The 20919-nt window shown below is 60.2% G+C and carries 21 protein-coding genes and 1 tRNA gene; 7 read left to right on the top strand and 15 right to left on the bottom strand.

Features of this window, described 5'->3' with window-relative positions; all coding sequences use genetic code 11:
• Positions 1-212: 212 nt before the first annotated feature.
• The 10 genes from V6F91_RS14735 to V6F91_RS14690 all read right to left on the bottom strand — a co-directional run bounded on the left by V6F91_RS14735 (position 213) and on the right by V6F91_RS14690 (position 8067).
• Positions 213-665, bottom strand: coding sequence for a hypothetical protein (locus V6F91_RS14735; protein WP_332765594.1), 453 nt, complete (start codon positions 663-665; stop codon positions 213-215).
• 6 nt (positions 666-671) lie between these two features.
• Positions 672-1085 (bottom strand): hypothetical protein, encoded by a 414-nt coding sequence (locus V6F91_RS14730; RefSeq protein WP_101156801.1) that lies wholly within the window; start codon positions 1083-1085, stop codon positions 672-674.
• 29 nt (positions 1086-1114) lie between these two features.
• Complete coding sequence (locus V6F91_RS14725; protein WP_332765589.1) at positions 1115-2089, bottom strand: alpha/beta fold hydrolase; 975 nt, start codon at positions 2087-2089, stop codon at positions 1115-1117.
• Positions 2090-2156: 67 nt separating this feature from the next.
• A complete protein-coding gene (locus V6F91_RS14720; protein WP_332765587.1) occupies positions 2157-3215 on the bottom strand; it encodes a PDDEXK nuclease domain-containing protein in 1059 nt (352 codons plus the stop codon).
• A gap of 179 nt (positions 3216-3394) precedes the next feature.
• Positions 3395-3661 carry a hypothetical protein gene (locus tag V6F91_RS14715; protein ID WP_332765585.1) on the bottom strand — a complete coding sequence of 89 codons (267 nt, stop codon included), beginning with the start codon at positions 3659-3661 and terminating at the stop codon, positions 3395-3397.
• Positions 3662-3866: 205 nt separating this feature from the next.
• Positions 3867-3942 (bottom strand) — tRNA-Phe (locus tag V6F91_RS14710).
• 91 nt (positions 3943-4033) lie between these two features.
• Entirely contained in the window at positions 4034-4306 is a 273-nt protein-coding gene (locus tag V6F91_RS14705; protein ID WP_332765583.1) for an oxidative damage protection protein, read from the bottom strand.
• Positions 4303-5370: an A/G-specific adenine glycosylase gene (mutY, locus tag V6F91_RS14700; protein ID WP_332765581.1), complete on the bottom strand. Its 1068-nt coding sequence runs from the start codon at positions 5368-5370 to the stop codon at positions 4303-4305. The genes V6F91_RS14705 and mutY overlap by 4 nt, the downstream gene beginning before the upstream one ends.
• On the bottom strand, positions 5367-7583 hold the full coding sequence (locus V6F91_RS14695; protein ID WP_332765579.1) for an AsmA family protein: 2217 nt from the start codon (positions 7581-7583) through the stop codon (positions 5367-5369). The genes mutY and V6F91_RS14695 overlap by 4 nt, the downstream gene beginning before the upstream one ends.
• Positions 7584-7617: 34 nt before the next feature.
• Entirely contained in the window at positions 7618-8067 is a 450-nt protein-coding gene (locus V6F91_RS14690) for an acetyl-CoA sensor PanZ family protein (protein WP_332765577.1), read from the bottom strand.
• Between the two features lie 225 nt (positions 8068-8292).
• On the opposite strand from V6F91_RS14690, the gene V6F91_RS14685 reads away from it, so the two are divergent.
• From V6F91_RS14685 to V6F91_RS14655, 7 genes are all read left to right on the top strand, one after another.
• Positions 8293-9957 (top strand): OFA family MFS transporter, encoded by a 1665-nt coding sequence (locus tag V6F91_RS14685; protein WP_332765575.1) that lies wholly within the window; start codon positions 8293-8295, stop codon positions 9955-9957.
• Between the two features lie 263 nt (positions 9958-10220).
• Positions 10221-10814 (top strand): imidazoleglycerol-phosphate dehydratase HisB, encoded by a 594-nt coding sequence (gene hisB, locus V6F91_RS14680; RefSeq protein ID WP_007909204.1) that lies wholly within the window; start codon positions 10221-10223, stop codon positions 10812-10814.
• Positions 10814-11452, top strand: a complete 639-nt coding sequence (hisH, locus tag V6F91_RS14675; protein WP_311885034.1) for an imidazole glycerol phosphate synthase subunit HisH — start codon at positions 10814-10816, stop codon at positions 11450-11452. Before hisB ends, hisH begins: the two co-directional genes overlap by 1 nt.
• Positions 11453-11713, top strand: coding sequence for a DUF2164 domain-containing protein (locus tag V6F91_RS14670; protein WP_016772123.1), 261 nt, complete (start codon positions 11453-11455; stop codon positions 11711-11713).
• 102 nt (positions 11714-11815) lie between these two features.
• Positions 11816-12556 (top strand): 1-(5-phosphoribosyl)-5-[(5-phosphoribosylamino)methylideneamino]imidazole-4-carboxamide isomerase, encoded by a 741-nt coding sequence (gene hisA / locus V6F91_RS14665; RefSeq protein WP_332765573.1) that lies wholly within the window; start codon positions 11816-11818, stop codon positions 12554-12556.
• A gap of 107 nt (positions 12557-12663) precedes the next feature.
• On the top strand, positions 12664-13434 hold the full coding sequence (gene hisF, locus V6F91_RS14660) for an imidazole glycerol phosphate synthase subunit HisF (protein ID WP_007909211.1): 771 nt from the start codon (positions 12664-12666) through the stop codon (positions 13432-13434).
• A gap of 85 nt (positions 13435-13519) precedes the next feature.
• Complete coding sequence (locus V6F91_RS14655; protein WP_332765570.1) at positions 13520-14275, top strand: ABC transporter substrate-binding protein; 756 nt, start codon at positions 13520-13522, stop codon at positions 14273-14275.
• Here the strand turns inward: V6F91_RS14655 and V6F91_RS14650 are convergent.
• The 5 genes from V6F91_RS14650 to gpmI form a co-directional block, all read right to left on the bottom strand.
• Positions 14256-15629 carry a Vps62-related protein gene (locus tag V6F91_RS14650; protein ID WP_332765568.1) on the bottom strand — a complete coding sequence of 458 codons (1374 nt, stop codon included), beginning with the start codon at positions 15627-15629 and terminating at the stop codon, positions 14256-14258. The genes V6F91_RS14655 and V6F91_RS14650 overlap by 20 nt on opposite strands.
• Before the next feature lie 118 nt (positions 15630-15747).
• Entirely contained in the window at positions 15748-16524 is a 777-nt protein-coding gene (locus V6F91_RS14645; RefSeq protein ID WP_332765567.1) for a divergent polysaccharide deacetylase family protein, read from the bottom strand.
• 2 nt (positions 16525-16526) lie between these two features.
• On the bottom strand, positions 16527-17846 hold the full coding sequence (locus V6F91_RS14640) for a S41 family peptidase (RefSeq protein ID WP_332765565.1): 1320 nt from the start codon (positions 17844-17846) through the stop codon (positions 16527-16529).
• A 31-nt stretch (positions 17847-17877) separates the two neighbouring features.
• Entirely contained in the window at positions 17878-19164 is a 1287-nt protein-coding gene (locus V6F91_RS14635; RefSeq protein WP_332765563.1) for a murein hydrolase activator EnvC, read from the bottom strand.
• A gap of 217 nt (positions 19165-19381) precedes the next feature.
• Positions 19382-20911, bottom strand: a complete 1530-nt coding sequence (gene gpmI, locus V6F91_RS14630; RefSeq protein ID WP_332765561.1) for a 2,3-bisphosphoglycerate-independent phosphoglycerate mutase — start codon at positions 20909-20911, stop codon at positions 19382-19384.
• Positions 20912-20919: the final 8 nt, after the last annotated feature.

Here is a 20919-nt window from a genome sequence, read left to right as displayed (position 1 = left end):
TCAGCTTTGGTCTCGCGACGCCATAAAGTCTGAGCTGCAGTTATCTGCGTCGAACCATTCATCCCACTTCGTTGGCTCCTTGGAGCTATGAATATCGCTTTGAAGGGATGCCGAGTCGCTCGGCTTTGACAACTGCTCGTCTTTGTATGAGTCCGTCTTTTTCACCTGACCTCCTTGTATTGGATGTGCATGAAGGTCAGGCACAAAAGGATTTATTCGGCTTTGGGCTCGCTATCTTCCACCGATTTGCCATAAGCATCCAGCGCCACCCCGAAATCGGTGATGAACTGCGGTTCGCTCAGCCAGGCCTGGGCTTCTTCGATTGTCATGCCGTCGGCCCACATGCGGTAGTCGATCAGCATGTCGGCGGCCAGGTGCGTGGCGGCCATGCCTTCGTTGTCGGCGTTTTCCATGTCGAGCAGTTCAGGATGATCGACGATGATGAAGGCCAGTTCGCGCAGCAGCGTCAGCAACATCTCGTTGCGGCTGACGGCTTCGGCGTCGCGCATTTTGCTGAACATTGCCAGAGTGTATTCCGGGATCGGTTCGGCGAGGTGACCGAGGTCTTCGTCCTGATCCAGCGGTTTACGACCGACCATGCGAATTTGCTTGGCTTTGGCCTTGGCGCGTTTGGCGCGTTTCTGTTGCTTGTTCAGGGATGCCATGGGAACTCAGTTCTTCTGTTGGGTTTGTGCGGCAATCGCGTCGGACGCGGCCACATAGTCGGCCTGGAAGGCCGGGGATTCGATCCACGCCAGCGCACCGGCCTCGTCGGTTTCCTGCGACCACTGGCGATATTCGATCAAAGCGGCAAGGATGAAATCCATCGCGCCTTCTTCGCCTTCCTGTTCATAGACCAGTTCCAGCAGTGGGTCTTCGAGGAAGGCGCTGCACATCGCTTGCTGGCTGATCTTCTCGGCGTCGATCATTTTCTTGAACAGCTCGGTGAGGTCCACCGATTCGAAGTCGATGCGGTCATCGTTCGGGTCCAGCTCGACCGGTGTCTCGGCGCGTTTGGTGCGGTTCTGCTTGGCCTTGGTCTTGGCCCGGGCGGCGCGTTTTTGCTGCTTGTTGGCGGAGGCCATGATGTGTTCCGTCGTGCGTTGGGAAGGGCTCAGCTGCGCGGGACTTGCCGGCCGGGTGTATCGGAGGCCAGTGCGCCGGTCTGCAGCCAGGTCAGAGCGATGGGCCATAGTGTGGCTTGGTATGCGCTGCGAAAAAAGGCGAAATGTCCGACTTGTCGTTCGCCAATGTCCCGCGGCTCGATACGCAGGTGAATTTTTGTCGCGTTGCTGAAGTAGTCGAGCAGGCGCTCGATGGCCGGGATCGTGCCGTAAGGGTCATCGCTGATGCTGATGGCCAGAGTTTGCGCGCGGACGTTGGTGAAGGGCAGGGCACCGGTCTTCTGCACCAGAACGCGACCGCTCGGGCGCTGTTCGAAACGCGCGGCAGGCGTGCTCCAGTCGCGTACAACGCCCTTTGGTGTGTCTTCCAGCCAGCCGAGCCGCTTACCCGGGAAAAAGCCGCAGAGCAGCGTCAGCAAAGGCATGACCACATGCCATTTGCCCAGCATGCGCCAGCGCTGCTCGGGAGCGTAGTCGCGCCAGTACGCGAACTGCGCGCCGACGGTGACCAGCCGTCGGATGACGCTCCCGGATTCGGCCAGCCCCGCCGCGCAACCGCCGAAACTGTGGCCGACCACATCGATCGGCTGCCCGGGAAACTCCCGCTGCGCACGTTTGAGCATCGCTTCGAAATCCAGCGCGCCCCAATCCGTCCATGACGCATTCAAGCCTTTGATCGAAGTGCGGCGTGATTCACCGATGCCTCGATAGTCATAGGTCATTACGTCGAAGCCGTGGCTGAACAGATAAGCCGCGAAACGTGAATAGTGACGGCAGCGTACGGAAGTGGCAGCGTTGATGATGATCACCGAGCGTTGCGGGTCGGGCGAGGGGTGGCGCCAGGTGAAACCGCCGAGTGCATAGCCGTCGTCGGCGGTTTCGTTGAAGGCGATACCTTCGCTTGCTGTCAGAACCGGTTGGCTCCATTCGGCGTCTTCCAGTTCGGTTGTGTGCTGACTGCTCATGGCGCTCGACCTCGGCGGAGAGTTGCCAACGATAGTCTCAGTGGTGTCTGTGAACAATCCAGCCGGTTTATTCAGCGGATTGGGTGAGCATGCGTTCTTCAATCAGCGCCTGTTCGCGGTTCAGTTCGGCGCGTAACTCTTCTTCGCTAGGCAGTATCGTCTTGTAACTGCTGGCGAACAGTTGCTCATTGCCTTTGAGCATTGAATAGCGCGCAACCGAGTCGTTGCTCTCGGCGCTCAGAATGATGCCGACAGTCGGCTTGTCGCCCTCGCTGCGCTTGAGCTCGTCGTACATGCGCACATACATGTCCATCTGCCCGACGTCGCGGGCGCTGAGCTTGCCGCGTTTAAGGTCGATGATCACGAAGCATTTGAGCAGGTAGTTGTAGAACACTAGATCGATATAGAGGTCAACGCCGTCGGTGCTGATGCGTTGTTGCCGAGCGACAAAGGAAAAGCCTTTGCCCAGTTCGAGCAAAAAGCTCTGCAGGTGATCGATGAGAGCTTGTTCGAGCCCGCTCTCTCTGACTTTTCCCGCCGAGGGCAGGCCAAGGAATTCGAGCATGACCGGATCGCGAATGAATTCCCGTGGATTGCATTTCATCGCATTGATGTTGGTGGTCGCTTCCTCGACCACTTCGGTTTTGTCCTGGCTCATGAGCAGGCGCTCGTAGTAGAGCGTCAGGATTTGCCGATCAAGGGCGCGGCTTGACCAGTTGAGGTCGGCGCATTCGTTCATGTACCAGAGGCGCGCTTTTTCGTTTTCGACGCGTAGCAAGCGGCGGTAATGGGTCCAGCTCAATTCGGAACGCACTGCGTTCCAAATTGGAAAAGACTGATAAAAGCTGCGCATATATCGCAGATTGCGTTCATCAAACCCCTTCCCGAATTGCCCCGTCAGATCCTTCGCCAGCAGCGCCAGCAACTGCTGGCCATAGCCCGCCCGCTGAGCGCCTTTCTGTTCAAACTCAACAATATGCCGGCCGATCTGCCAACACGTCTGCACTTGAATCGTATCAACCGCGCGCAGCACTTTTTGCCGCGCCTGGCGAATCAGCTCGCCCAGTTCGCCCAGCAGTGAATCGATTTTCGGATCTTGCGTGTCAGCAGGTGTTAGCTGGCTCATCGGGTCTTCCGCGTCAGGGTGAACAGACGCAAGAGCATGACGATTGTCGCCGCTTGAGTATGTCGGGGGAGACGGTGAAGTCCGCAGGAAGAAGAGATTGCCATTGCAGGACGTTGCCGAGGACCAAGGCTTTACCGGGGAGGCGTCTGTAGTCCGTTTCGTACGCGTGGCGACAACCGTTAGCGCGAACGCGATTTGCGTTGGGTTCTGGCTGCGGGTTTGTCAATGCGCATCAGTCTGTGCCACGCCAGGCCTGCGGCCAGCAGCAACACGCCGAACAGACCTTGGAGTACGACGTGAAACCAGTACGCGCCCGGCTGCCCGGCGAGGGTGTAGACCTTGGTCGGCCCGCCGCGCGTGGCGGTGGTGATCGTCTCGTGGATAACGCCGTCGATGGCCGAGTAGCCCAGCAACGCGCCGGTACCGATCAGAAACAGGCTAATCATGATTGCCAGCCCTCTGGACACCGGACTTTCCCGGTGCGGCGGCGGATGGGGCAGGGGCACGCGGGTTCGTTTCTGGTTCATTGCGGGGATTGCCCTCTTCCGTAAGGGGTGCTGATGGTAGCGCGGATCAAGGGGCGGGACGCACCTTTACCAAATCGCAGGCATAAAAAAACCCTGAATCTTGCGATTCAGGGTTTTCGGTATTTGGTGCCCAGAGACGGAATCGAACCGCCGACACGGGGATTTTCAATCCCCTGCTCTACCGACTGAGCTATCTGGGCAACGGGGCGCATTAAAAGGGTTTTTCGGATTTACGTCAACGACTTTTTGAAAATTTCTTAAATTAATTCCGTCGCTTACGAAAACCCCGGGTTATTCGGACGGCGGCACGTAGCCTTCGGCCTTGGCGTATTCCTCGCCGGAGAAGTACTTGTCCATTTCGCCCTGAAGGAATTTGCGGTCTTCGGCGTTCATCATGTTCAGACGCTTTTCGTTGATCAGCAGGGTCTGGTGTTTCTGCCAGTCGGCCCAGGCCTTCGCCGAGACGTGGTCGAAAATATCCTGGCCCTTGGCACCCGGGAACGGGGCGCGTTCCAGCGCGGGCAGTTCTTCTTTGTACTTGCGGCACATTACGGTGCGGGTCATGGCAATTCTCCTGCATTCAAGACGGCGGCCGCGCGTTCGAGCAAGGTCTTGACCGGGGCGGCGAGGCCCAGGCGCGGCGGGGTGGCGAGGTTATACCAGAGCCAGTCGGCCTCGGCCACGTGATGGGCGGCCTCCTGCACCTGAACCAGCCAGGGCTCGATGGACAACTGGAAATGACTGAAGGTGTGGACAAGGCTTGGCAGCGCCTGCTGCTGGCCCATGGTCAACGAATGCTGATCGGCCAGATGTTGCAGGTCGTCGAGGTCATCCAGCTCCGGCAGGCTCCACAAACCGCCCCACAGCCCCGTAGAAGGGCGGCGATAAAGCAGAATCGCGCCTTCGCCGTTGGCGAGCATCGGCATCAGCGTGCGCTTTTGCGGGATGGCTTTGCGCGGCTTGGGAATCGGATAGCGGGTTTCCAGGCCGAGCATGTGCGCTTCGCAGCCACGCTCCAGCGGGCACAGCAGGCAGCTCGGTTTGCTGCGCGTGCAGAGCGTGGCGCCGAGATCCATCATCGCCTGGGTGTAGGCGTTGACCCGATCGTGCGGCGTGAAGCGCTCAGCGTTGGCCCACAGCTGTTTGGCGACCTTTGGCTCGCCGGGGTAACCCTCCTGCGCGGTAAAACGCGCCAGCACACGTTTGACGTTGCCGTCGAGGATCGGCGCGCGCAGGCCCATGCTGATGCTGGCGATGGCGCCAGCTGTGGACAGGCCGATGCCCGGCAGTTCGGTGAGTTTTTCAACGTCGCGCGGAAACTCGCCGCCATACTGGCTGACAACGATCTTCGCGGTTTTCTGCAAATTGCGCGCGCGGGTGTAGTAACCCAGCCCGGTCCACAGATGCAGCACCTCGTCTTCCGGCGCTGCGGCCAGCGCTTCGACGGTCGGCAGCGCGCTCATGAAGCGCTCGAAATAATTGAGCACGGTGCTGACCTGGGTCTGCTGCAACATGATCTCCGACACCCACACCCGATACGGGTTGATGTTCTGTTGCCAGGGCAGATCGTGGCGGCCGTGGCGGTCGAACCAGTCGAGCACCGCGGTGGAAAACTGCTCCGCTGTCATCGCTTGAACAGCCCCTTCAATGCGTTTTTCAGTTCCGGGCTGACTTTGTCGCCCAGCTTTTCGTCGATCTTTTCGCTGAGCTTGTCGCCGGCCATTTTGCTCGCAACCTGGCCGAGGCGATCATTGTCGATGCGGCAGGCCTTGGCGCCGAGTTCCAGCGGCCCCCGGCAGCGCAGTGGCCATTCGACGCCGACGAATTTTTCGCCAACCTGGCAGGCCGGGTCAGGCATGGCGCTGGTGTCGCCTTCGACGATGATGCCGACGCGGTAATCCATGCCGAGTACGCGCAGGTCGATGTCACCGTCACCGTTGACGGTCATGCCGGGGATGCGCACTTTCAGGTCCGGGTTGCTGGCGACGCCGTTGCGTACGGTCAGGTTGCCCTTGAGTTCTTCGAACGGCGTGTCCTTGCCGCGCGGCTCGCCGCTGAGGGCCTTGCGATTGAGCGTGGCGATGCCTTTGCACAGTTGCTGCTCAAGGTTGGCATTGAGCAGCACGCCGTTGTTGATGACGAAACTGGCGTTGCCGTTCAGCGTATCGATCAGCGCCTGCTGGCTGTTGCCACTGCCGGTGAAGCTGCTGGTAAGTGTCACCAGGCCTTTGACCGGCGGGTTCTTGCCTTGGCTTTCGATGATCTTTTCTGCGGGAACGCGATTGAGTCGAGTCTGCAGATTCAGCACCGGCGCGCTCGGGCGCACATCGAGCGTGCCATTGGCGACGAATCCGCCGTTGTACAGATCGCCGCTGAGGTTGGTCAGGGTCAGCAGGCCACCCTGACCGCTGGCCTTGAGCGCGGCGTTGTCGATCGGCAGCTTGTCGAGGATCAGTTGGCCGAAGCTAAGGTCAGCGTCCACATCAAGTTTGGCCAGACGTTCGACCGGCAGCAGGCGCTCGGTGCTCCAGGCGGTCTTGCTGGGTTTGTCCGGCAGCGGCGTGGTACCTGCGACGGCACCGGCCTCGGTGCTGGCGACTTCGGCCTGACGCGTTTGCGTGGCGCTGTTGGCCTGTGCCGATTTCGGCGGCAGATAACGGTCGGCGTTGAAGGTGTCAGCCTTGAGGATCATCCGCAGCGATTGCTTGGCGAAGTCTTCGACGGCGATACGGCCGCTGATGCTGCTGTCGTCGAGCTTCAGGTTGATGTTGTCAAAGGCGACGCTGGTGGGCGTGGCCGCGATGCGGCTGACCAGTTCGACCTTGCTCAGACTGCCTTCGGCCATAGCAGGTAGTGTCTGCCCGATGCTGTCGACGAATTTCGCCAAATCAAACTGGGCGATAGAGATGCCACCGCTGATCTGCGGCGTCTTGTCGAGGTCGTTGGCTTTCAGTTCGCCCAAGGCGCGCAGCTGATTGGCGGAAAGCTTGATGCCGGTCCATTCGGCGACATTCGCGGCTTTATCCAGCAACAACTGCCCTTGCGCCGAGAAGGTCATGGTCTTGCCTTGCAGCGGATCGCCGGCCAGTTCGCCGGACAGCTTCAGGTCTTCGAACTTGTAGCGTTGTACGGCGCGTTCGAAGCGCAACTCGCCGCTGAGTTCGGTGCGCACGCGCAGCACCGGTTGATTGGTGCCGAGAAACGCGGTGGCTTTAACCGGAATATTGGTCGAGTCGTGGACCGGGCCGGTGCTCAACTGGATGCTTTCGGCGCTGAATTGCTTGCCGGTCAATTCGTCAGTGTATTCAACGCGAGCGTTGTTGACGGTCAGGCTGTCGATGTCGAGGCGGATCGGCTGCGCCGGTTTTTCCACGGCAACGGTCGGTTCGCTGGCAGGCGTGTCGGTCTTGGCCGGCGGCGTTGTACCAGGCGCAACCGGCAACTTGCCGATGTCTTCCCAGTTGCCGTGACCGTTCTTGTCGCGGTTCAGGCGCAAGTTCAGGCCCTCGACGCGTACATCGCTCATTTGCACTTCGCGGCGCAGCAGCGGCAGCACGCGCACCGACAGGCCGAGCATCTGCAGGTCGGCGAACGGTTCGGCAGGTTTGGCCAGGGTGGCGACGCTGGCTTCGTGCAATTCCAGGCCAAGCCACGGGAACAGGCTCCAGCCGATATCGCCATTGAGCGTCAGCTCGATGTGGGCCTTGTCGCGAGCTATCTGGCGGATCTCGTCTTTGTAGTCGTTGGGATCGAAGAGGTGGGTCAGGGCAAAGCCTGCCGCCACGATGATCAGCAACAACCCGAGAAGCACCAGACCCAGGATTTTGCCGAACGCTTTCATGGGCGAGTCCTTGTAATGAGTCGAATTCGTAAATTTAGCCGGGGAGTATAGCGCTGCAATGGCCCGGTTCGCTGTGGCGTCCTGTTGCCAGTACGTCCAGGATTATGTGCAATTTTCCCGCGAGCGCTTGCGCCTCGACCTGCCCGACGGGCGCGAGCAGGCGCAGTTCAGCCCCCGCTTGCGACGCCATTTCCTGCGCTTGGTTCACCAACCGTTCGGCGACTCCGCGACGGCGGGTAACTTTTCGCACGCATAAATGGGACAAGTACCAGACATTGTGGTGCCTTTGCAGACGCCCGGCACCGAGCAGGCGATCGTTGAAGCGTCCGGCAATCAGAGAACCGTCGGCGAGGCTGCTTTCGATCAGTGCGGACTCCCCGGAAAACGGCGCTAACAGCCATGCTGGCGCGTCGCGATAGATCTTCTGCAAGTCCTGCTGATCCTGATAACTGGCGTCTTGTAGCACCTGAACGGTGATCGGCATGGTCGTTTCCTGAGTGGTACGAGAACAGATGACTTGAAAAAAGGTGATATCAGTTTGGTTTTTCTGTCACCTGAGAATGGTAACCTTCGCCAGTTCGTCCGCCCGTCTGCGACTTAACGTCGCGCCTTCAAGGAGCTTCACCTGAAAAAAACGGTCATGCCTGCGTGCATAAGGCCGAGGGTGAGCAGTGGCTGGCGAACCATACTAACAATTGGGGGATACACAATGAGCACGAGCATCACGGCGGACGGCCTGCGCGCCGACCAGCCTGCGTTCCTGTCCAAGGAACGCATCATCGCCAAGCCCGGTTTCAACCGCTGGCTGGTTCCACCGGCCGCTTTGGCCATTCACCTGTGCATCGGCATGGCCTATGGCTTTTCGGTGTTCTGGTTGCCGCTGTCCAAGGCACTGGGCGTCACTGCGCCGGTGGCTTGCGCACCGGACATGAGCTTCATCGCACAGGTATTTTCCTCGAACTGCGACTGGCCGATCTCCATGCTCGGCTGGATCTACACGCTGTTCTTCATCTTCCTCGGCTGCTCGGCAGCGATCTGGGGTGGCTGGCTGGAACATGCCGGGCCACGCAAGGCAGGCGTGGTTTCGGCACTGTGCTGGTGTGGCGGTCTGTTGATCTCGGCACTGGGTATCTATACCCACCAGATCTGGCTGATGTGGATCGGCTCCGGGGTGATCGGCGGTATCGGTCTGGGCCTGGGCTATATCTCGCCAGTGTCGACCCTGATCAAATGGTTCCCGGACAAGCGCGGCATGGCGACCGGTATGGCGATCATGGGCTTCGGTGGCGGCGCGATGGTCGGCGCACCGCTGGCAACAGCGCTGATGAGCCACTTCGCTTCGGCTGAAGGCGTGGGCGTTTGGCAGAGCTTCGTGGCCATGGCTGCGATCTACTTCGTGTTCATGATCGGTGGCGCACTGTCCTACCGCGTGCCGCCAACCGGCTGGAAGCCTGAAGGCTGGACCGCGCCGGCGAAGAAAGCCTCGAATGCGATGATCACCAACCGTCACGTCCACGTGAACGTCGCGTGGAAAACCCCGCAATTCCGTCTGGTGTGGCTGGTGCTGTGCCTGAACGTATCCGCGGGTATCGGCATCCTCGGCATGGCTTCGCCACTGTTGCAGGAAGTGTTCGGCGGCAAGCTGCTGGGCGTTGACGTGCCGTTCGGTCAACTCGATGCTGGTCAACTGGCTTCGATCGCCGCGATCGCCGCCGGTTTTACCGGTCTGCTGAGCCTGTTCAACATCGGCGGCCGGTTCTTCTGGGCTTCGTTCTCGGACTACCTGGGTCGCAAAAACACTTACTTCGTGTTCTTCGCCCTGGGTTTTGCCCTGTACGCGCTGATTCCGAACATGGGTCATCTGGGCAACGTTGCGCTGTTCGTGGGCGCTTTCTGCATCATCCTGTCGATGTACGGCGGTGGTTTTGCCACGGTGCCGGCGTACCTGGCGGACCTGTTCGGTACGCAAATGGTCGGCGCGATCCACGGTCGTCTGCTGACCGCCTGGGCTGCTGCCGGTGTGCTGGGTCCGGTGCTGGTCAACTACCTGCGTGAATATCAATTGAGCATCGGCGTTGAACGCGCTGCCGCTTACGATATCACCCTGTACATCCTCGCCGGCCTGCTGGTGCTGGGCTTCCTGTGCAACCTGATGGTGCGCCCGGTGGCCGACAAATACTTCATGACCGACGCTGAACTGGCGGCCGAACAGGCGCTGGGCCACGACAAGGGTGCTGATGCCAGCACGGTCCTTGAGTGGAAAGCCGCACCGGGCAGCAAGCCGCTGGCCATCGCTGCGTGGCTGGTGGTCGGTATTCCGTTGGCGTGGGGTGTGTGGGTGACCCTGCAGAAGACGGCGGTACTGTTTCACTAAGTAAAAATGTTGTACCTCTGTAGGAGTGAGCCTGCTCGCGATAGCGGTCTGACAGTCACAAAACATGGTGACTGGAAGGCCCTCATCGCGAGCAGGCTCACTCCTACAGTTGTTTTGTGTGTCTGTAATAGCTTGTATGGACATGTCTACCCGCGACCGCCGGGCATTCTATCCGTCAGCCATCTCACCTCTCGTGTTTCTGTTTGCTTCCTGCGTGCCTATAATGGCTGCCTTTTTCGCCCAATGATTTTGCGGAGCTGGTGATGGCCGAACGTAAGGCGTCTGTCGAGCGCGACACTCTGGAAACCCAGATCAAAGCCTCGATCAACCTTGATGGCACCGGAAAGGCCCGATTCGATATCGGTGTCCCTTTTCTTGAGCACATGCTGGATCAGATCGCCCGTCACGGGTTGATCGACCTGGATATCGAATGCAAGGGCGATCTGCATATCGACGACCACCACACGGTGGAAGACGTCGGTATTACCCTCGGCCAGGCGTTCGCCAAAGCCATAGGCGACAAGAAAGGCATCCGTCGCTACGGTCACGCCTACGTGCCGCTCGATGAAGCGCTGTCGCGCGTGGTGATCGATTTCTCCGGTCGCCCGGGTCTGCAGATGCACGTGCCGTACACTCGTGCCACTGTCGGCGGCTTCGACGTTGACCTGTTCCAGGAATTCTTCCAGGGCTTCGTCAACCATGCGCTGGTCAGCCTGCACATCGACAACCTGCGCGGCACCAACACTCACCACCAGATCGAAACCGTGTTCAAGGCTTTCGGCCGCGCGCTGCGCATGGCCGTCGAGCTGGACGAGCGCATGGCCGGGCAGATGCCTTCGACCAAAGGCGTGCTGTAATGCAGACGGTTGCAGTTATCGACTACGGCATGGGCAACCTGCACTCGGTGGCCAAGGCGCTGGAACACGTCGGCGCTGGCAAGGTGCTGATCACCAGCGATGCGGACGTGATCCGCGAAGCTGACCGCGTGGTGTTTCCCGGTGTGGGCGCGATTCGCGATTGCATGGCGGAGATTCGTCGCCTCGGTTTCGACTCGCTGGTGCGTGAAGTCAGTCAGGATCGGCCGTTTCTCGGCATCTGTGTCGGCATGCAGGCCTTGCTCGATAGCAGCGAAGAGAACGATGGCGTCGACTGCATCGGCCTGTTTCCGGGTGCGGTGAAGTTCTTCGGCAAAGACCTGCATGAAGACGGCGAGCACCTGAAAGTCCCGCACATGGGCTGGAACGAGGTAAAGCAGAAGGTCAGCCACCCGCTGTGGCATGACATTCCGGACATGGCGCGTTTCTACTTCGTGCACAGCTACTACATTGCCGCCGCCAACGCGCGGCAGGTGGTTGGTGGCGGTCACTACGGGGTCGATTTCGCCGCAGCGCTGGCCGATGGCTCGCGTTTCGCCGTGCAGTTCCACCCGGAAAAAAGCCATACCCATGGCCTGCAGTTGCTGCAGAACTTCGCCGCGTGGGACGGTCGCTGGTAAATGGCCGTCAAGAAGTCCAAGCCGCCGATTCTGACCCTCACTCCCGAACAGGAGAGCGAGGCCAGTCGCAAGATTCAGCGGTTCATGGAAGACCGTTTCGAGCTGGACCTGGGTTCGTTCGAAGCGGCGGAAATTCTTGAGCTGTTTACCCGCGAAATTGCTCCGCACTATTACAACAGGGCGATTTTCGATGTGCAGACCCACCTCAAAGAGCGGTTTGAAAGCATTGAAAGCGACCTGTGGGCGCTCGAAAAAAATTAAGAGCAGCGGCAAGCTTCAAGCTACCAGCTGCAAGAAACAGCCATACATGCGTGCTTGCAGCTTATAGCTTGCAGCTTGCAGCTCTTTGACGAAGGAAAAAGCATGCTGATTATTCCCGCTATCGATCTCAAGGACGGTGCCTGCGTACGTCTGCGCCAGGGCCGCATGGAAGATTCCACGGTGTTCTCCGATGACCCGGTGAGCATGGCTGCCAAGTGGGTGGAGGGCGGTTGCCGCCGTCTGCATCTGGTCGATCTGAATGGTGCTTTCGAAGGCCAGCCGGTCAATGGCCAAGTGGTCACTGCGATCGCCAAGCGCTATCCGAACCTGCCGATCCAGATCGGCGGCGGCATTCGTTCGCTGGAAACCATCGAGCATTACGTCAAGGCCGGCGTCAGCTACGTGATCATCGGCACCAAAGCCGTGAAAGATCCGGCCTTCGTCGCCGAAGCCTGCCGCGCGTTTCCGGGCAAGATCATCGTCGGCCTCGACGCCAAAGACGGTTTCGTCGCCACCGATGGCTGGGCAGAAATCAGTACCGTGCAGGTCATCGACCTGGCCAAACAGTTTGAGGCCGACGGCGTCTCGTCGATCGTTTATACCGACATCGCCAAAGACGGCATGATGCAGGGCTGCAACGTACCGTTCACCGCTGCGCTGGCTGCGGCGACGAAGATCCCGGTGATCGCCTCCGGCGGCATCCACAATCTGGGTGACATCAAGTCGCTGCTCGATGCCAAGGCGCCGGGCATCATCGGCGCGATCACGGGCCGCGCGATCTATGAGGGCACTTTGGATGTTGCAGAGGCTCAAGCTTTTTGTGATGGCTACGCGGCCAGATAAAAGCAGCTTCAAGTTGCAAGCTGCGAGCTGCAAGTTAGAAGCGCGATCGCAATGCGCCCTTTCTTGCAGCTTGAAGCTTGAAGCTTCTTAATCGGAGATTAAGTCTTATGGCGTTAGCCAAGCGCATCATCCCTTGCCTGGACGTGGACAACGGCCGGGTCGTCAAAGGTGTGAAGTTCGAGAACATCCGTGACGCCGGTGACCCGGTGGAAATCGCCCGTCGTTACGACGAGCAGGGTGCCGACGAGATTACTTTTCTCGATATCACCGCCAGTGTCGATGGCCGCGATACCACGCTGCATACCGTCGAACGCATGGCCAGCCAGGTGTTCATCCCGCTGACCGTCGGCGGTGGCGTGCGCACCGTGCAGGACATCCGCAACCTGCTCAATGCCGGTGCGGACAAGGTGTCGATCAACACCGCAGCGGTGTTCAACCCGGAATTCGTCGGCGAAGCGGCGCAGCATTTCGGCTCGCAGTGCATCGTCGTTGCCATCGACGCGAAAAAGGTTTCCGGCCCCGGCGAAACCCCGCGCTGGGAAATTTTCACCCACGGCGGGCGCAAGCCAACCGGCCTCGACGCAGTCGAGTGGGCAAAGAAAATGGAAGGCCTCGGTGCCGGTGAAATTCTCCTGACCAGCATGGATCAGGACGGCATGAAGAACGGTTTCGACCTCGGCGTGACCCGCGCAATCAGCGACGCGCTGGGCATTCCGGTAATCGCCTCCGGCGGCGTCGGCAATCTGCAGCACCTGGCTGACGGCATTCTCGAAGGCCACGCCAGCGCCGTGCTGGCGGCGAGTATTTTCCACTTCGGCGAATACACCGTGCAGGAAGCCAAGGCCTATATGGCCAAACGCGGCATCGTGATGCGCTAGTCGCAACGCAAAAAGGTACAGGCCAGTGGACACCATGGCGCACCCAAGGCACTCTTGGGCACGCCATGGATTTCGGTAGCCCGACATGATCAAACGCCTGCTTCTCGTTCTCGCCAGCGCCTCGATGTTGTTCATCCACACCGCCCGCGCCGAAAACGCTCCCGACACCGATCTGGTGCTTCTCACCGAAAACTTCCCGCCATACAACATGGCGAAAAACGGCAAGAACTTCGCCCAGGGCGAGAACATCAGCGGCATCGCTACCGATATCGTGCGCGAAATGTTCCAGCGTGCCGGCCTCACCTACAGCCTCACGCTGCGCTTCCCTTGGGAGCGGGTGTACAAACTTGCCCTGGAAAATCCCGGCTACGGGGCCTTTGTCATGGCGCGTCTGCCGGATCGCGAAAAACTCTTCAAATGGGTCGGTCCGATCGGGCCGGACGACTGGATTCTGTTGGCCAAGGCGGACAGCAAGATCACCCTCGCCACACTGGAAGACGCGCGCAAATACAGGATCGGCGCCTACAAGGGCGATGCCATTGCCGAGACCCTGGCCAAGCAAGGTCTCAAGCCAATCGTGGTGCTGCGCGATCAGGACAATGCGAAAAAACTGGTCAACGGGCAGATCGATCTGTGGGCCACCGGTGATCCCGCCGGGCGCTATCTGGCCCGGCAGGATGGCGTGACCGGTCTGAAGACTGTGCTGCGCTTCAACAGCGCCGAGTTGTACCTGGCGCTGAACAAGGATGTGTCAGATACAGTCGTTGCCAGGTTGCAGGCTGCGCTTGATCAAATGCGCAAGGACGGTGTTGTCGACGAGATCATGGGACGCTATCTGTAGTCACTGGCAGCTCTGTGCTTGCTGGCAACGCTGCGACTTCGTTATCTGCTTCGTGATCGACTGTTGTGCTTTCCAGGTGAGCGGCCTCAGCAGGCAGGACCGTCGCGTTCGGTTGCGGTGGTGTGTAGACGCTGAAGTGCAGGTTCTTGCCATCGGTGTAGCGGACGGCGCTGCCGATCTGCGTACCGTCCGCGCGAAGCAGCCTATAGTCACTCTGAATCAGATAAACCGCCATCGCGCTGTTGCTGGCCACGATAGCCGCGACGTCGACAGGTGCCGGGTTGAGCCATTCGTTCGAGTGCGTTTCACACAGGGTAAAATCATTGTTCAACCGCGCCGAAAACATAAAGGGCTGCGACAGGTTGCTTTGCCACTGCGCACCGAATTCGATCCAGGTGGCGTTGCTGAGCATACGCAGTCTGTTGTTTTGCTGCAGGCGGGGTGCGACCCAGCGGACAGTCCTGTTGTTGTTTTCCGTGTTGTGGCTATGGCCAACGAGCTGATAATGATCCGTGCGCTGTAGCAGATACTCAGATGACTGATCGAGCTGCTGGCGTCGGGAGAGCCTTGGGTCTTTCACGATGAACCATGGCAGTCGAGCGCTGTAAGCAGGTTGCTCGGGCGTCTGCAGGGTGGGTGGTGTTACATCGGCAAGGACTGGCGCGGCGGGGCGCGCATTGACCTCAATCACAATCGGGATGCGCAGGGAATAAAGATTGAAATTGGCGGGTTTGGAATAACCCTTCACGCCGACGAAGGTGCCTGGCGCCAGATGGATTTCATCCGCAGGCGCCGAAGGCGGAATGGCACTCCACGTGCTGATGCTTTGCCGGGCTCCACTGCCCTTGTCTGTCCACACCGGTGCATTGAGGCCAGAAGCAATCGCGAGGTCGGCGCGGACGCAGCGGACAGCGTTCAAGGAAGGCTTTGCGCGACCGTCGGAGCTGACCGAACCGAGCGCTACGTACCCTTGCGGAGGAATGGGTCGCCAGATCGCCCCGTCCTTTTTCGAACCTGAACCTGTGTCTTGCCAGATCAGTTCGTAGTCGTCAGGCCGGCGCAGCGCGCTGCCTTTTGCGGGATCCGCACTGGGTGTCGCCGCTTCGCAAACCACGGCCACTGCATGTCTGTCATTGATGTTGTCATGGTCATTAATTGCCACGTCGCCCAACGGGAAATAACCCGGCAGCACATCGGCAGGTGGCGTGGGCCGCCAGAAGGCCGCCGGTTTCGCTCGGGAGCCAGCGGTATCCCAGATGCGCAGGAATTCCGTGGTGAAATTGATCAGCAAGTTGTCATTGCGGATGGGTTGCGTTTGCCTGGTTGGCAAAGCGGTCGTCTCATGAGTAGGCATTGCATCTCCTGATAGTTGAAAGGCGACGCAAGGGCGTCGCGACCTGTTGCAGGTCGCACTATCGGAAACGGGGACGGTTATCGGGTGGTATTTATGCATCTTGCCAACGTCACAGGTTTTACCGGTAAACGCCGTCCTTGCCATGGCCGGCCATGGCGCGGTTGCTGCGTACGCTGATCATCTGCCGGATATCGATCCAGTCGATGCCCTGCGCCTTCAGTTTCGGCATTTCACGCTCGAGCACCGCGAGGGTTTGCGGATACGGATGACCGATCATCACTGCTGAGCCCTGCTTGTGCGCCAGGCTGATTGCCGTCTGCAACTGCGTGGTGATTGCCGCCTCCGTGCGTTCGTCATCGAGGAATACGTCCCGCGAGACACTCGCCAGATCGATCTTCTGCGCCTGCTGCGCGGCGACCGTCTGGGCGCTGGTGCGGCTGTCGACGAAGAACTTGTGTCGCCGCTGCAATTCAGCCATCAACCACGCCATCGCCGCGGGTTGTGCGGTCATGCGGCTGCCCATGTGGTTGTTGATGCCAGCGGTAAACGGGACCTTCGCGAAGGCGGCGTTCAGGCGTTTTTCAAGTTCTTCGATCGGCAGTTCCGGATGCCAGGCATACTGCCCGGTGGCCGGGTCCATGGGCATGTGCAGGATGACGGTCTTGCCGGCGCGATGGGCCTCGCGGGCAAACTCGGTGGCGTGCGGGGTGTCGGGCATGATCGCGGCTGTGACCGGGCCGGGCAGGGCGAGCACGCGACGGTCCCGGGGCAGGTTTTGCCCCAGGTCATCGATGATCAGCGTCAGGTAGGCTTTGTGGGGGGGCGGGCTGGCGGGCTCTGCGTGAACAGCACCCGCCAGACAGCACAGCAGAACGAACAGAAAACGCAGCGACATCCTCAACGGCCGGACGTGATGCTCAGGCCTTTGAGCAGGCTCAAAGCCTGGGCCAACTGGTAATCGTCATCCTGCGGCATCGCTTTGGCCTTGCCGCCGGAACCGCTTGGTTTGTCCGCGCCGCCGTTGCCGTTGCCCAGGTGGCCCTGCAGATCGGCTTCCTTGAAGTATTCGCTGTCGGCTTCGTTGGTGATCTTCGCGCGGCGCACTTCGATGTCCGGCACGATGCCCTGTGCCTGGATCGAGCGGCCGTTCGGCGTGAAGTACAGCGCGGTGGTGATCTTCAGCGCGCGGTCGTTGTTCAGCGGCAGCACGGTCTGCACCGAGCCCTTACCGAAACTGGTAGTGCCCATGACCACCGCGCGTTTTTGATCCTGCAGGGCGCCGGCGACGATTTCCGAGGCCGAGGCGCTGCCGCCGTTGATCAGCACGACCATCGGCACTGCTTCGCTTTCGTCCTTGCCGGTAGCCGAGAAGCGCAGTTCGGAGTTGGCGATGCGGCCCTTGGTGTAAACGATCAGGCCCTTGGTGATGAAGTGGTCAACCACTTCCACCGCCGATTGCAGCACGCCGCCCGGGTTGTTGCGCAGATCGAGAATGATGCCGTTGAGTTTCTTGCCGTTGTCCTTGCGCAGCTTGGCCAGCGCTTTGGAGACTTCGTCGCCGGTCTTGACCTGGAACTGGGTGATGCGAATGTAGCCGTAGCCCGACTCCAGCAACTGTGCCTTGACACTCTTCACTTGAATCACCGCACGCGCGAGGGTCACGTCGAACGGCGTACCGCCATCGCGGACCAGGGTCAGGGTGATTTTCTGACCGATCTTGCCGCGCATCTTGTCAACGGCTTCGGTCATGGTCTGGCCGCGTGTCGGCTGGCCGTTGATCTTGACGATGAAGTCGCCGGCCTGAATGCCGGCCTTCGACGCCGGGGTGTCATCGATTGGCGAGACGACCTTGATAAAGCCATCCTCGGCGCCAACTTCGATGCCCAGGCCGCCGAATTCACCGCTGGTGCTTTCCTGCAATTCGGTGAAATCTTCCGGGCCCAGGTAGGCCGAGTGCGGGTCAAGGTTGCTGAGCATGCCCTTGATCGCGTTTTCCAGCAGGGTCTTGTCGTCCACAGGTTCGACGTACGCGGCTTTGATCCGGTCCATGACCTCGGCGAAGGTGCGCAGCTCTTCGAGCGGCAGCGGGGCCTTGGCGGTCGCGGCAGTGCCTGCCGGAGCGACGGCCGGAGCCGGTTGCGCGGCGAACGCCAGAGGCGCGCCGATCACCAGGGCGATCGTCAGGGCCAGCGAGGTAAGGCGGGACAAATGCAGCATGTCGAACGAACTCCTGAATTAGGCGGTGCGCTTATCCTTGCGCACGGCACCATTGCGCCGGATCACTCGGGTGACCCTGCTGACGAATTGCGAAATACAGCGCTGGTGTGTCCTGACCGCCACTGTTACCGACAGTGGAGATCGACTCACCCGCTTTGACCACATCACCCGCCGACTTGAGCAGCGTCTGGTTGTGGCCGTACAGACTCAAAAAGCCGTTGCCGTGATCGAGGATCACCAGCAGCCCGGCACCGCGCAGCCAGTCGGCAAACACCACGCGGCCGCCGTGGACGGCATGCACCTGGCTGCCGGCGGAGGCGCTGATCATCACGCCGTCCCACTTGGTGCGGGCATCGTCGCCGCGGCTTTCACCGAAGCGTGCGAGTAATCGACCATCAACCGGCCATGGAAGTTTTCCCCGGGTTGCAGCAAAAGGCCCGCCAAACGTCTCGCCGCTGCTGGACACCAGGGCGCCGGGGGTTGATCTGACGGGTTTTCGTGGGGCGTCGCTGTTGTCAGCCTGCGCCTCACGCAAGCGCTTTTTTTCCGCTTCCTGCTGGGCGATCAGCGCTTTCTGTCGCGCTTCTTCTGCCTCACGAGCCTGGCGGGCCAGGGTTTCTTCAATGGTTTTAAGGACTTTAGACAGGTCTGCCTGATCCTGCTCGCGGGCGGCGAGTTTCTGGTCGCGCGCTTTTACGTCGTCATTGAGCTTGGCAAGCACCTGCTGACGTTCCTTGCGGACGTTCTCGAGTGCTTCGCGCTGAGTGTCGAGGTCGCTTTTCTGTACCAGCAACTGCGCCTGCTGCAGGCCGATGTCTTTTTCGACATTGGCCAGTTGGCGCAGGGTTTCGTTGAAGTTCTTCAGCTGTTCCAGGCGGGCCTGGCTCAGGTAGTCGTAATAGGTCAGGGTGCGGGCGAATTTCTCGGGGTTCTGCTGGTTGAGCAGCAGCTTGAGGTATTCCTGCCGGCCGTTCTGGTAGGCGGCTCGGGCCTGAATGGCGATCAGTCGCTGCTGTTCAGTGCGCGCGCTCTGGAGTTTTTTTTTCTCTGCATCGAGCCGTTGCAGCTCGGATTCGCTTTTCTGCAGCTCTTTCTGCAGGGCGTCGACCTGCTTCTGCAGCTTGCCCATCTCGGTTTCGGTGCCCTTGAGCTCTTTCTGCACGCCGGATTTCTCTTCCTGCAGCTTGCCGAGGAGCTTTTTCAACTCGGCGATATCCTGACGCGTGGCGTCCAACTGCTGTTGGGTTTGCGCGCGCTCGTCGGCGAAGGCCGGCTGGAGCAGACAGGTCAGAGCAAGGGCGATCAGGACGCGAAGCATAGGGGCGGGCGGCACCAGGGTAAGGGACGGCCTAGTATGCCCGCCCGAGGCTGCAAAAAAAACGCCCAATTGGGGCTGTGTGATAACTGGCCTGAAAAACACCAAAAACCCCATGTGGGAGCGAGCCTGCTCGCGAAAGCGGCGTGCCAGGCAACATCATTGTTGTCTGGCCAACCGTTTTCGCGAGCAGGCTCGCTCCCACAGGGGCTGGTGTCGTTTATACGAGGATCGAAGTCCCGGTCATTTCCGCCGGTTTTTCCAGGCCCAGCAGCATCAGCATGGTTGGCGCTACGTCGGCCAGTACGCCGCCTTCACGTACCTTGAGGTCGCGCTTGCCGACATAAATGAACGGCACCGGCTCGGTGGTGTGCGCGGTGTGCGCCTGACCGGTGGATTCGTCGGCCATCTGCTCGACGTTGCCGTGGTCGGCCGTGATCAGCGCTTCGCCACCGACCTTTTCCAGGGCTTCAACGATGCGCCCGACGCAGGTGTCCAGGCATTCGACGGCTTTGACCGCTGCGTCGAACACGCCGCTGTGGCCGACCATGTCGCCGTTGGCGTAGTTGACCACGATCACGTCGTAACGCTGGTTTTCAATGGCATCGACGATGCGGTCGGTCACCTCGGGTGCGCTCATTTCCGGCTGCAAGTCGTAGGTAGCGACTTTCGGCGACGGGATCAGGATGCGCTCCTCGCCCGGGAACGGTTCTTCACGACCGCCAGAGAAGAAGAAGGTCACGTGGGCGTATTTTTCGGTTTCAGCAATGCGCAGCTGGGTTTTGCCGTTTTTCGCCAGATAATCACCCAGGACGTTTTCCAGGCTGCCAGCAGCGAAGGCCGACGGTGCCGGGATGCTTGCGGCGTATTGGGTGAGCATGACGAAACCGGCCAGTTTCGGCTGACGGGCGCGTTCGAATTCCTTGAAGTCGTCCTCGACGAACACGCGGGTCAGCTCGCGGGCGCGGTCGGCACGGAAATTCATGAACACCACGGCGTCGCCGTCTTCGACTTTCACCGGTTCACCGATGGTCGTGGCTTTGACGAATTCGTCGCTTTCACCGCGCGCGTAGGCGGCCTCAAGACCTTCCTGAGCAGTGGCGGCGTTGAATTCGCCATTGCCGTCGACGATCAGGTTGTACGCCTGGGCGACGCGATCCCAACGGTTGTCACGGTCCATGGCGAAATAACGGCCGATGATGCTGGCGATGCGGCCCTTGCCGAGTGCCTGGAAAGTCGCGTCGAGCAGCTCGATCGACGAGGCAGCGCTTTTCGGTGGCGTATCACGGCCATCGAGGAAAGCGTGCAGATAGATTTTTTCCGCGCCGCGCTTGAACGCCAGCTCGGCCATGGCGATCAGGTGATCCTGGTGGCTGTGCACACCGCCATCCGACAGCAGGCCCATGAAATGCACGGCCTTGCCGGCGGCCACGGCTTTATCCACTGCGGCGCAGATGGTCGGATTCTCGAAGAACTCGCCGTCGCGGATCGCTTTAGTCACGCGGGTGAAGTCCTGATACACCACGCGCCCGGCGCCAAGATTCATGTGGCCGACTTCGGAGTTGCCCATCTGCCCGTCCGGCAGGCCGACGTCCATGCCGCTGCCCGAGATCAAGCCGTTCGGCACCGTGGCCCAGAGGCGATCGAGAACAGGCTTTTTCGCCGCGAACACGGCGTTGGATTCGGGGCTGTCGCTGTGACCGAAGCCGTCGAGAATCATCAGGACCAAAGGTTTAGGCGTAGTCGTCATGGAATCCA

Source organism: Pseudomonas koreensis (genome assembly GCF_036668835.1).
Taxonomy (GTDB): Bacteria; Pseudomonadota; Gammaproteobacteria; order Pseudomonadales; family Pseudomonadaceae; genus Aquipseudomonas; species Aquipseudomonas koreensis_I.
Note: the sequence above shows the minus strand (reverse complement) of the source record. Positions and strands in the feature narration are given on the sequence as shown.

Coding starts and splice junctions, on each gene's coding strand:
- V6F91_RS14735 (WP_332765594.1), bottom strand. CDS start 665: ATGGCATCCCTGAACAAGCAACAGAAACGCGCCAAACGCGCCAAGGCC.
- V6F91_RS14730 (WP_101156801.1), bottom strand. CDS start 1,085: ATGGCCTCCGCCAACAAGCAGCAAAAACGCGCCGCCCGGGCCAAGACC.
- V6F91_RS14725 (WP_332765589.1), bottom strand. CDS start 2,089: ATGAGCAGTCAGCACACAACCGAACTGGAAGACGCCGAATGGAGCCAA.
- V6F91_RS14720 (WP_332765587.1), bottom strand. CDS start 3,215: ATGAGCCAGCTAACACCTGCTGACACGCAAGATCCGAAAATCGATTCA.
- V6F91_RS14715 (WP_332765585.1), bottom strand. CDS start 3,661: ATGATTAGCCTGTTTCTGATCGGTACCGGCGCGTTGCTGGGCTACTCG.
- V6F91_RS14705 (WP_332765583.1), bottom strand. CDS start 4,306: ATGACCCGCACCGTAATGTGCCGCAAGTACAAAGAAGAACTGCCCGCG.
- mutY (WP_332765581.1), bottom strand. CDS start 5,370: ATGACAGCGGAGCAGTTTTCCACCGCGGTGCTCGACTGGTTCGACCGC.
- V6F91_RS14695 (WP_332765579.1), bottom strand. CDS start 7,583: ATGAAAGCGTTCGGCAAAATCCTGGGTCTGGTGCTTCTCGGGTTGTTG.
- V6F91_RS14690 (WP_332765577.1), bottom strand. CDS start 8,067: ATGCCGATCACCGTTCAGGTGCTACAAGACGCCAGTTATCAGGATCAG.
- V6F91_RS14685 (WP_332765575.1), top strand. CDS start 8,293: ATGAGCACGAGCATCACGGCGGACGGCCTGCGCGCCGACCAGCCTGCG.
- hisB (WP_007909204.1), top strand. CDS start 10,221: ATGGCCGAACGTAAGGCGTCTGTCGAGCGCGACACTCTGGAAACCCAG.
- hisH (WP_311885034.1), top strand. CDS start 10,814: ATGCAGACGGTTGCAGTTATCGACTACGGCATGGGCAACCTGCACTCG.
- V6F91_RS14670 (WP_016772123.1), top strand. CDS start 11,453: ATGGCCGTCAAGAAGTCCAAGCCGCCGATTCTGACCCTCACTCCCGAA.
- hisA (WP_332765573.1), top strand. CDS start 11,816: ATGCTGATTATTCCCGCTATCGATCTCAAGGACGGTGCCTGCGTACGT.
- hisF (WP_007909211.1), top strand. CDS start 12,664: ATGGCGTTAGCCAAGCGCATCATCCCTTGCCTGGACGTGGACAACGGC.
- V6F91_RS14655 (WP_332765570.1), top strand. CDS start 13,520: ATGATCAAACGCCTGCTTCTCGTTCTCGCCAGCGCCTCGATGTTGTTC.
- V6F91_RS14650 (WP_332765568.1), bottom strand. CDS start 15,629: ATGCCTACTCATGAGACGACCGCTTTGCCAACCAGGCAAACGCAACCC.
- V6F91_RS14645 (WP_332765567.1), bottom strand. CDS start 16,524: ATGTCGCTGCGTTTTCTGTTCGTTCTGCTGTGCTGTCTGGCGGGTGCT.
- V6F91_RS14640 (WP_332765565.1), bottom strand. CDS start 17,846: ATGCTGCATTTGTCCCGCCTTACCTCGCTGGCCCTGACGATCGCCCTG.
- V6F91_RS14635 (WP_332765563.1), bottom strand. CDS start 19,164: ATGCTTCGCGTCCTGATCGCCCTTGCTCTGACCTGTCTGCTCCAGCCG.
- gpmI (WP_332765561.1), bottom strand. CDS start 20,911: ATGACGACTACGCCTAAACCTTTGGTCCTGATGATTCTCGACGGCTTC.